This window comes from Streptomyces boluensis (assembly GCF_009908195.1).
Lineage (GTDB): Bacteria > Actinomycetota > Actinomycetes > Streptomycetales > Streptomycetaceae > Streptomyces > Streptomyces boluensis.
The window spans coordinates 1-10,059 of the sequence record NZ_JAAAHS010000283.1 but is presented as its reverse complement, the minus strand read 5'-3'; the positions used below and the strand labels follow the sequence as shown (position 1 = coordinate 10,059).

Sequence of the window (10,059 nt, the reverse complement as noted above, 5' to 3'; positions counted from 1 at the left end):
GCCCCAGCCGGTGTCGGCGGCCTCGCCCGTGACAGTGCCGGGCGTGACGTTGTCGAAGCCGAGGAAGCGGGCCACGAACGCGTCGGCGGGCCGCTGCCACACGTCGAGGGGCGTGCCGCTCTGCGCGATCCGCCCGTCGCGCATCACGACGACCCGGTCGGCGAGCGCGAAGGCCTCGCCCTGGTCGTGGGTGACGGCGAGCACGGTGGTGCCCAACTCGCGGAACAGTTCCCGGAGTTCGACGACGAGCCGTTCGCGTAGGGAGCGGTCGAGCTGGCCGAGCGGTTCGTCCAGCATCAGCAGCCGGGGCCGCGGGGCGAGCGCCCGCGCGAGGGCGACGCGCTGCTGCTCGCCGCCGGACAGCGAGCCGACGGCCCGCTTCCCGGCGCCGGGCAGTCCGACGAGGTCGAGCAACTCCCGTACGCGGGCGTCCTGTTCGGCACGTGGCACGTGGTGCATGCGAAGGCCGAAGGCGACGTTGCCGGCGACGTCGCGCTGCGGGAACAGCTGGTGGTCCTGGAACATCAGGCCCACGCCGCGCTTGTGCGCCGGTACGCCGCGCTGGTCGCGGTCGCCGAGCAGGACCCGGCCGCCGTCGGTGTCCTGGAGCCCGGCGACGACGCGCAGCAGGGTGGACTTGCCGCTGCCGCTGGGCCCGAGCACGCACACGGTCTCGTGCTCGGCGACGTCGAGGTCGACACCGTCGAGGGCGGGGGTGCCGCCGGGGCCGCGGAAGCGCACGGACACGTCGTCGAGTCGCAGCATCTAGAACTCTCCGGTCCGGTCGGTGCGGATGCGTTCGAGCAGCAGCAGGGAGGCCGCGCACACCAGCATCAGAATCGTGGAAAGGGCCATGGCCTGCCCGTAGTTGAGCTCTCCGGCCCGGCCGAGCAGGGTGGCGACGGCGACGGGCAGCGTCGGGTTGTCGGGCCGGGCGATGAACACGGTCGCCCCGAACTCGCCGAGCGACACGGCGAACGCGAAGCCCGCGGCGACGAGCAGCGCGCGCCGTACCAGCGGCAGGTCGACCTCGCGCCAGACCCGCCACGGCGAGGCCCCGAGCACCGCGGCGGCCTCCCGCAGCCGATGGTCGACGGCGCGGAGCACGGGCAGCATGGTGCGGACGACGAAGGGCACGCCGACGAGGGCCTGGGCGAGCGGTACGAGGATCCAGCTGGAGCGCAGGTCGAGCGGCGGCTCGTCGAGGGTGATGAGGAAGCCGAAGCCGACGGTGACGGCGGACACCCCGAGCGGCAGCATGAGCAGCGCGTCGAAGCCGCGGACAAGGCGTCCGGCACGCCGAGTGAGGGCGGCCGCGGCGAGACCGCCGACGGTGAGGGCGATGGCGGTCGCGGCGAGCGCGTACTCCAGAGAGTTCCCGATGGCCTCGATGGGCGGTACGAGGAACGCGCCGCCCTCCTCGGAGGTCAGGGCCCGGAAGTAGCCGAGGCCGTACCCCTCCGCGGTGTGCAGGGAGCGCTCGACGAGCACCCCGAGCGGGACGACGATCAGGAGCAGCACGGTGAGCAGCACCGCGCCGAGGAGCATCCGCTGTCCGGCGCCGCGCGGGCGGCGGGCGGTCTGCGCGGCGTCGACGAGCCGCAGCTCGGACTCGCGGCGGCGCACGGTCCAGGCGTGCACGGCGAGGATCGCGCCGACGGCGGCGAACTGGACGAGGGTGAGGGCGGCGGCGGTGTCGAGGGCGAGGAGCTGCGCGGTCTGGCGGTAGATCTCCACTTCGAGGGTGGCGAAGGTGGGCCCGCCGAGGATCTGCACGACACCGAACGAGGTGAACGTGAACAGGAACACCATCAGCGCGGCCGCCGCCACGGCCGGGCCGAGCGCGGGCAGCGTGACCCGGCGCCAGGCGGCGAGCCGGGAGGCGCCGAGCATCCGCGCGGCCTCTTCCTGGCGGGGGTCGAGCTGCCCCCACAGGCCGCCGACGGTGCGGACGACGACGGCGTAGTTGAAGAACACGTGGGCGAGGAGGATCGCCCACACCGTGGTGTCGAGGCGCACGCCCCACAGGCTGTCGAGGGCGCCGCCGCGTCCGAGCAGCGCCAGGAAGGCGGTGCCGACGACGACGGTGGGCAGCACGAACGGCACGGTCACCACGGCGCGCAGCAGTTCCTTGCCAGGGAAGTCGAAGCGCGCGAACACATACGCGCCGGGCAGCGCGATGATCAGGGTGAGCCCGGTGGAGGCGAGGGCCTGCCAGCCGGTGAACCACAGGACGTGCAGGATGTCGGGGTCGCCGAGCACGTCGGCGAGCCGGCCGAGCCGCCAGCTCCCCTCCACCTTCAGGCCGCGGGCGACGATCGCCGCGACCGGCCAGGCGAAGAACACCGCGAAGAACGCGGCGGGCAGGGCCATCAGGCCGAGCCGCACCGCGCTCCCGCGACGGTCCTTGTGCGGTGCGCGGGCCTTTACTTCAGAACCAGCGACTGCCACGACTTGACCCAGTCCTCACGGTGCTCCGCGATCTTCTTCGGGTCCAGGGTCTTCGGGTCGTCGACCTTCGCGCCGAACTCGGTGAAGAGTTCGGGCAGTTGGATGCCCTCGCGCACCGGGTTCACGAACATGTTCAGCGGCATGTCCGCCTGGAACTCCTTGCTGATCAGGAAGTCCAGGAGCGCCTTGCCGCCCTTCTCGTTCTTCGCGCCGTCGAGCAGCCCGGCGAACTCGGTCTGCCGGAAGCAGGTGCCGGTGGCAACACCGGTGGGCGCCTCCTTGGGCTGCGGCTTGGCATACAACACCTCGACGGGCGGGCTGGACGCGTACGACACGACGAGCGGCCGGTCGGCCTTGGCCTTCTTGCCCTCCGACGAGCCGGAGAACTCCTCGTAGTACGCCTGCTCCCAGCCGTCGACGACCTTGACGCCGTTGGCCTTGAGCTTCTTCCAGTAGCCCTGCCAGCCCTCGTCGCCGTACTCGGCGGCGGTGCCGAGGAGGAAGCCGAGGCCGGGCGAGGAGGTGGCGGCGTTCTCGGTGACGAGGAGGTTCTTGTACGCGGGCTTCGTCAGGTCGTCGAGGTTCTTCGGCGGCGCCAGCTTCTTGTCCGCGAAGTACTTCTTGTCGTAGTTGACGCAGATGTCGCCGGTGTCGACGGGCGTGACCCGGTGCTGCCCGTCCGCCTTGTACTCCCCCTTGACCTGGTCCAGGCCCTTGGCCTCGTACGGCGTGAACAGCTTGTTGTCGAGGGCGCGGGACAGCAGGGTGTTGTCGACACCGAAGAGGACGTCGCCCTGCGGGTTGCCCTTGGACAGGACCGCCTTGTTGACGACCTGCCCGGCGTCACCGCTCTTGAGGACGTCGACCTTGTACCCGGACTCCTTCTCGAAGGCCTTGAGCACCTTCGGGGAGACGTTGAACGACTCGTGGGTGACGAGAGTGACGGTCTTGGAGTCCTCACCGGAGGCACCCGACCCGTCCGAACTGCCGCACGCGGCAAGGCCGGTGACGCCGATGGCTCCGCAGACCACGGCCACGCAGGCACGCCGAAAAGTACTGTTGATCATTGCTGCTGACTCCCTACGCCGGTATGACCCGGATCAGGTCCGAGGGTCTGCGGCGGTGCCGCACTCTCAGCGCCCTGGTGGCGCTCCCCTGTCGGAATTCACGTGTCGAAATTCATTTGTACGAATGCACGGTACTGCACGTGGGCCGGGCTGACCCAGCCCGGCCCACGTGCGGTGCTGCTCAGCGCTCGGACGCGGCGAGCTGCCCGCAGGCTCCGTCGATCTCCTGGCCGCGGGTGTCCCGGATGGTGACGGGCACCCCGTGCGCGGCGATCGCGTCGACGAACGCCTTCTCGTCCTCGGGCCGCGACGCCGTCCACTTCGAGCCGGGCGTCGGGTTCAGCGGGATCAGGTTCACATGGACCCGCTTGCCCTTGAGGAGCCGGCCGAGCCGGTCACCGCGCCACGCCTGGTCGTTGATGTCGCGGATCAGCGCGTACTCGATGGAGATGCGGCGCCCTGACTTGTCCGCGTACTCCCACGCGGCGTCGAGCACCTCGTTGACGTTCCACCGGGTGTTGACGGGTACGAGGGTGTCGCGCAGCTCGTCGTCGGGGGCGTGCAGCGACACCGCGAGCCGGCACTTGAAGCCCTCGTCGGCGAACCGCAGCATCGCCGGCACCAGACCGACCGTGGACACCGTGATGCCGCGCTGCGAGATACCGAGGCCGTCGGGCTCGGGGTCGGTGAGCCGCCGGATGGCACCCACGACCCGGTTGTAGTTGGCGAGCGGCTCGCCCATGCCCATGAACACGATGTTGGACAGCCGGGCGGGCCCACCGGGGACCTCGCCGTCCCGCAGCGCCCGCATGCCGTCCACGATCTGGTGGACGATCTCCGCGGTGGACAGGTTCCGGTCCAGACCGGCCTGACCGGTGGCGCAGAACGGGCAGTTCATCCCGCAGCCGGCCTGCGAGGAGATGCACATGGTGACCCGGTCCGGGTACCGCATCAGAACCGACTCGACGAGCGTGCCGTCGTGCAGCTTCCACAGCGTCTTACGGGTGGTGTCGTCGTCACAGCTGATGTGCCGCAGCACCGACATCAGGTCGGGCAGCAGCGCTTCCTGCAACTTGCCGCGCGCGGCGGCGGGAATGTCCGTCCACTGCGCGGGGTCGTGGGCGTACCGCGCGAAGTAGTGCTGGGACAGCTGTTTGGCGCGGAACGGCTTCTCGCCGATCGCGGCCACCGCTTCCTTGCGCTCGGCGGGCGTGAGGTCGGCGAGGTGCCGCGGCGGCTTCTTGGCTCCGCGGGGCGCGACGAAAGTGAGTTCTCCGGGCTTAGGCATGGCTGTACCAGTGTCGCAGACATACGACAACGGGCCCGCCGCCCTGTGGACGACGAGCCCGCAACCGTAAAAACCGCAGCTCAGAGCCTTGACGAAAGCCTCAGCGAGATCCTTTTGGGGTCAGCCGGAGCCGACGAAGAGCACCAGCAGCAGCCACACCACGGGCGCCGTCGGGAGCAGCGAGTCCAGGCGGTCCATGATCCCGCCGTGACCGGGCAGCAGCGTGCCCATGTCCTTGATGCCCAGGTCCCGCTTGATCATCGACTCGCCGAGGTCACCGAGCGTCGCGCTCACCGCCACCGCGAGACCGAGCAGCAGCCCCTGCCACCAGGTGCCGTCCTCGATCAGGAACTGCATGCACAGCGCGCCCGCCACCATCGCGAACGACACCGCGCCGAGCAGCCCCTCACGGGTCTTGCCGGGACTGATACGCGGCGCCAGCTTGTGCCTGCCGAACCGCCAGCCCACCGCGTACGCACCGGTGTCGCTGACCACCGTCAGGACCAGGAACGTCAGCACCCGCCAGGCGCCGTCGTCTGCGGTCAGCATCATCGACACGAACGTCGCGAGGAAAGGCACGTAGAACGCCGCGAACACCCCGGCCGTGACGTCCTTCAGATAACCCTCGGGGGGCTCCGTCATCCGCCACACCAGGACCGCGAGCGCGGTCAGCGCCATCGCGACCCAGGCACCCTCGGCACCCCGCGCGTAACCGGCGACGACCATCGCCGCACCGCCCACCGCGAGCGGCACGAGCGGCACCTTGATGCCCTTGCGCTCCTGCAGCCGCGAGGCCAGCTCCCACAGACCGACGACCACGGCGACCGCTATGACACCGACGAACAGCGCCTTCACGACGAACAGGGACGCGACGATCACCGCGCCCAGACCGACACCGACCCCTATGGCCGCCCGCAGATCGCGGCCCGCACGCTTCTTCTGCGGCGGCTGCGGCACCTGAGGTGTGGGGCTTGCCATGGGCTCCTGCGGCATCTCGTCGCGGAACAGGGGGCCACCCGCCAGAGCGGCCCCCGCTTCCCGGTCGTCGCGGTCTGCAGCGTCTCCACTGGTGTCAGGCACCTCGGGCACGATCGGCATGGGCCGAGTCTGCTGCGCACCGGCCTCATCGTAGGCAGGACCCGCCGGGGAGCGCCCCTGGACGGAGCCCATCTCGGGCGGTCCCCAGTGGCCGGCCTGCGGCGGAGCCCCCCAGGAAGAGTCGTTCATCAGACCTCGAGCAGCTCGGCTTCCTTGTGCTTGAGCAGCTCGTCCACCTGCGCGACATACTTCGCGGTGGTGTCGTCGAGCTCCTTCTCCGCACGACGGCCCTCGTCCTCGCCGACCTCGCCGTCCTTGACGGCCTTGTCGATCGTGTCCTTGGCCTTGCGGCGCACCGAGCGGATCGAGACCTTCGAGTCCTCGGCCTTGGTCTTGGCGACCTTGATGTACTCCCGGCGACGCTCCTCGGTCAGCTCCGGGAACGTCACCCGGATGATGTGACCGTCGTTGCTCGGGTTGACGCCCAGGTCGGAGTCCCGGATCGCCTGCTCGATGTTGCGCAGCGCGCTCTTGTCGAACGGGGTCACCACGGCCATCCGCGGCTCCGGCACCGAGAACGAGGCGAGCTGGTTGATCGGGGTCAGCGCACCGTAGTAGTCGGCCACGATCTTGTTGAACATCGCCGGGTGGGCACGCCCCGTACGGATCGCGGCGAAGTCCTCCTTGGCGACCACGACGGCCTTCTCCATCTTCTCCTCGGCCTCGAGGAGGGTCTCTTCGATCACCACTTGCTCCTGCGTGTCTTGAGTGAGTGAGGCCCGGCATGCACGTGGGCGGCCGGCTGCGTCGCGTATTCCTGCACGGTGTCCGACCGGCAGGACATTGTCCATCCCCCGGGCCCCGCCCGGGAGATGAGGGTCAGTTACGGGTGCCCTCGTCGCTGACGAGCGTGCCGATCTTCTCGCCCTTGACGGCGCGAGCGATGTTGCCCGACGTCAGCAACTCGAAGACGAGGATGGGCAGTTTGTTGTCCCGGCACAGCGTGATGGCCGTCATGTCGGCCACCTTCAGGTCACGGGTGATGACCTCGCCGTACTCCAGGGCGTCGAACTTCACCGCGTCAGGGTTCTTCTTCGGGTCGGAGTCGTACACCCCGTCGACGCCGTTCTTGCCCATCAGCATCGCCTCGGCGTCGATCTCCAGGGCGCGCTGCGCGGCGGTGGTGTCGGTGGAGAAGTACGGCATGCCCATACCGGCGCCGAAGATCACGACGCGGCCCTTCTCCAGGTGCCGCACGGCCCGCAGCGGAATGTACGGCTCGGCGACCTGCCCCATGGTGATGGCGGTCTGCACCCGGCTGTCGATGCCTTCCTTCTCCAGGAAGTCCTGCAGCGCAAGGCAGTTCATGACGGTGCCGAGCATGCCCATGTAGTCGGAGCGGGCCCGGTCCATGCCCCGCTGCTGAAGCTCCGCGCCACGGAAGAAGTTGCCGCCGCCGATGACGAGGGCGATCTGCGCGCCGTCCCGCACCACGGCCGCGATCTCACGCGCGATGGCGTGCACCACGTCGGGGTCGACGCCCAGGCCCCCACCCCCGGCGAACGCCTCACCGGAGAGCTTCAGCAGAAATCGGCCGGTCGTTTTGCCGTCGCCGCTCTGGTCGGCCTTGGTCATGGAGATCTCGCTCTCTTGCGTGGCACACATACAAGAAGGCCATTGCCGGGGGTACTTACGTCCCACTGCGGCAATGGCCTCCTCGTCAGATCTGCGGTCGTCCGCCGCCCACGGCATTCCGTGGACGCATCCTGTCCCGGACGGCTGCTGTCGACCCTAGCGGGGTCTTGAGTCGATCGCGGTACGGACTCAGATGCCGACCTTGATGCGCGAGAAGCGCTTCAGGCTGACACCGGCCTCCTTGAGGACCTGCTCGACGGACTTCTTGTTGTCAAGGGCGTACGGCTGACCAAGCAGCGTGACTTCCTTGAAGAACCCGTTGACGCGACCCTCGACGATCTTCGGGAGCGCGGCCTCGGGCTTGCCCTCGGCGCGGGTGGTCTCCTCGGCGACGCGACGCTCGGACTCGACGACCTCGGCCGGGACGTCGTCACGGGTCAGGTACTTCGGCGCGAACGCGGCGATGTGCTGCGCGACACCCTTGGCCAGATCGGCGTCAGCCTTGTCCAGCTCGACCAGAACACCGATCTGCGGCGGCAGGTCGGGCATGGTGCGGTGCATGTACGCCGAGACGAAAGCGCCCGAGAACTGCGCGAAACGGTCCAGGACGATCTTCTCGCCCAGGTTCGCGTTGGCCTCGTCGACGTACGCCTGCACGGTCTTGCCCGGCTCGATCTCCGAGGCGAGCAGCGCGGCGAGGTCGGCCGGCTTGGTGGCGGCGATGTGCGCGGCGAGCGCGTTCGCGACGGCCTGGAACTTGTCACCCTTGGCGACGAAGTCCGTCTCGCACTTCAGCTCGACGATGACACCGTCGGTGTTGTCGTCGGCGATCAGGGAGACGACGGCACCGTTCTCAGCAGAACGGCCCTCGCGCTTGGCGACGCCCTTCTGACCCTTGATACGGAGCGCCTCGACGGCCTTGTCGACACTGCCATCGGCCTCGTCGAGCGCCTTCTTGCAGTCCATCATGCCGGCGCCGGTGAGCTCCCGGAGCTTCTTGACGTCGGCGGCGGTGTAGTTCGCCATGATTCAGTGAATCTTTCTGAAGTCTGGGACGGCCGCCCGAAACCCCTGGAAAGCCCGGGGCGACCGGAGTCTACGGTGACGGGTGAACGGCGGGGGCCTCTCGACCCCCGCCGTCAACTACCGAACCTGAGATCCGTTACGGATCAGGCCTGCTCGGCGGCGGGGGCCTCGTCGGCCTTCTCGGCCTCAGCCGGCTTCTCAGCCTCGGCGGACTCGACAGCCTCGACGGCCTTCTCGTCCTCGGCGGGCTTGTCGGCCTCGACCTTCTCGGCGTCAGCCTTCTTCTCGCCCTCGAGCAGGTCGCGCTCCCACTCGGCGAGCGGCTCGCCGGCGGCCTTCTCGCCCTTGCCCTCACCAGCGCCACCGGAGCGGGCGATGAGGCCCTCGGCGACAGCGTCGGCGATCACACGGGTGAGCAGGGTGACGGAGCGGATCGCGTCGTCGTTGCCCGGAATCTTGTAGTCGACCTCGTCGGGGTCACAGTTCGTGTCGAGGATCGCGACGACCGGAATGTTGAGCTTCCGGGCCTCACCGACAGCGATGTGCTCCTTCTTGGTGTCCACGATCCAGACGGCGCTGGGCACCTTCTGCATCTCGCGGATACCACCGAGGGTCTTCTCCAGCTTGGCCTTCTCACGCGAGAGGACCAGGAGCTCCTTCTTGGTGAGGCCGGACGCGGCCACATCCTCGAAGTCGATCTGCTCAAGCTCCTTGAGGCGCTGCAGACGCTTGTAGACGGTCGAGAAGTTGGTGAGCATGCCGCCCAGCCAGCGCTGGTTCACGTAGGGCATGCCGACGCGGGTCGCCTGCTCGGCGATCGCCTCCTGCGCCTGCTTCTTCGTACCGACGAACATGACCGTGCCGCCGTGGGCGACGGTCTCCTTGACGAACTCGTAGGCGCGGTCGATGTACGACAGCGACTGGAGAAGGTCGATGATGTAGATGCCGTTGCGCTCCGTGAAGATGAAACGCTTCATCTTCGGGTTCCAACGACGGGTCTGGTGACCGAAGTGGACGCCGCTTTCCAGCAGCTCCCGCATCGTGACGACGGCCATGGCCGTACTCCTTGGGTTTTCTCGGTTATGTCCTGACACCCCGGCGCGCGCCGTGCCACGTACTCGCGTACGGGACCGAGGGGCGCTGACATCTACCGGCTCTGCAGCCAGATGTCGGGGCGTGCGAAGTCGACCCGGTGACCCGGATCGCCACAAGAAGTGTACGGGACCCGCGACCCACCGGGTGACGCGGTTATCCACAACCCGCGAGTACTCCACAGATCCCGGTCAAGATCAGCGCCCCCACCCCCACTCCCGGCAAGCTCACCCCATGCACCGCACAGCCAGAACCCTCGCCACAGCACTCCTCGCCCCCGCCCTGCTCTGCACGGCCACAGCAACCGCGAACCCGCCTCACACCCCGGCACCGCACACCAGGCCCGGCACCCCCGCGCAACCACCGGCACCGGTCACCGACCGCGCCTGGCCCGTCCCCGGCACCGGCGCCGGACCACCGCCGGTCCTCCGCGGCTGGGACCCACCCGCCACCCCCTACGGC

The 10,059-nt window shown here is 69.0% G+C and carries 9 protein-coding genes, 1 pseudogene and 1 riboswitch; of the genes and pseudogenes, 1 reads left to right on the top strand and 9 read right to left on the bottom strand.

Translation table 11 applies throughout. The annotated features are described in order from the left end of the window. From GUY60_RS27575 to rpsB, 9 genes are all read right to left on the bottom strand, one after another. On the bottom strand, window positions 1–765 hold a 765-nt coding region (locus GUY60_RS27575; protein ID WP_161702570.1), incomplete at its 3' end, for an ABC transporter ATP-binding protein. Continuing rightward, window positions 766–2,373: an ABC transporter permease gene (locus GUY60_RS27570; protein WP_161702571.1), complete on the bottom strand. Its 1,608-nt coding sequence runs from the start codon at window positions 2,371–2,373 to the stop codon at window positions 766–768. Window positions 2,374–2,426: 53 nt separating this feature from the next. Beyond that, window positions 2,427–3,518, bottom strand: coding sequence for a thiamine ABC transporter substrate-binding protein (locus GUY60_RS27565; protein WP_161702568.1), 1,092 nt, complete (start codon window positions 3,516–3,518; stop codon window positions 2,427–2,429). Beyond that, a riboswitch (TPP riboswitch) is annotated at window positions 3,512–3,618 on the bottom strand. (Overlaps the previous gene by 7 nt.) Before the next feature lie 81 nt (window positions 3,619–3,699). After that, window positions 3,700–4,806 (bottom strand): dual-specificity RNA methyltransferase RlmN, encoded by a 1,107-nt coding sequence (rlmN, locus tag GUY60_RS27560; protein ID WP_161702566.1) that lies wholly within the window; start codon window positions 4,804–4,806, stop codon window positions 3,700–3,702. A gap of 120 nt (window positions 4,807–4,926) precedes the next feature. Then, window positions 4,927–6,033: a phosphatidate cytidylyltransferase gene (locus GUY60_RS27555; RefSeq protein WP_161702563.1), complete on the bottom strand. Its 1,107-nt coding sequence runs from the start codon at window positions 6,031–6,033 to the stop codon at window positions 4,927–4,929. Further along, window positions 6,033–6,590: a ribosome recycling factor gene (gene frr, locus GUY60_RS27550; RefSeq protein ID WP_161702561.1), complete on the bottom strand. Its 558-nt coding sequence runs from the start codon at window positions 6,588–6,590 to the stop codon at window positions 6,033–6,035. Before frr ends, GUY60_RS27555 begins: the two co-directional genes overlap by 1 nt. A 133-nt stretch (window positions 6,591–6,723) precedes the next feature. After that, on the bottom strand, window positions 6,724–7,485 hold the full coding sequence (pyrH, locus tag GUY60_RS27545) for a UMP kinase (RefSeq protein ID WP_187370141.1): 762 nt from the start codon (window positions 7,483–7,485) through the stop codon (window positions 6,724–6,726). Window positions 7,486–7,668: 183 nt separating this feature from the next. Further along, window positions 7,669–8,505 carry a translation elongation factor Ts gene (tsf, locus tag GUY60_RS27540; RefSeq protein ID WP_161702558.1) on the bottom strand — a complete coding sequence of 279 codons (837 nt, stop codon included), beginning with the start codon at window positions 8,503–8,505 and terminating at the stop codon, window positions 7,669–7,671. A 143-nt stretch (window positions 8,506–8,648) separates the two neighbouring features. Next, window positions 8,649–9,560, bottom strand: a complete 912-nt coding sequence (gene rpsB, locus GUY60_RS27535; protein ID WP_161702556.1) for a 30S ribosomal protein S2 — start codon at window positions 9,558–9,560, stop codon at window positions 8,649–8,651. A gap of 271 nt (window positions 9,561–9,831) precedes the next feature. Here rpsB and GUY60_RS38575 point away from each other — a divergent pair. Next, window positions 9,832–10,059: pseudogene (locus GUY60_RS38575) on the top strand (hypothetical protein); the annotation flags it as partial.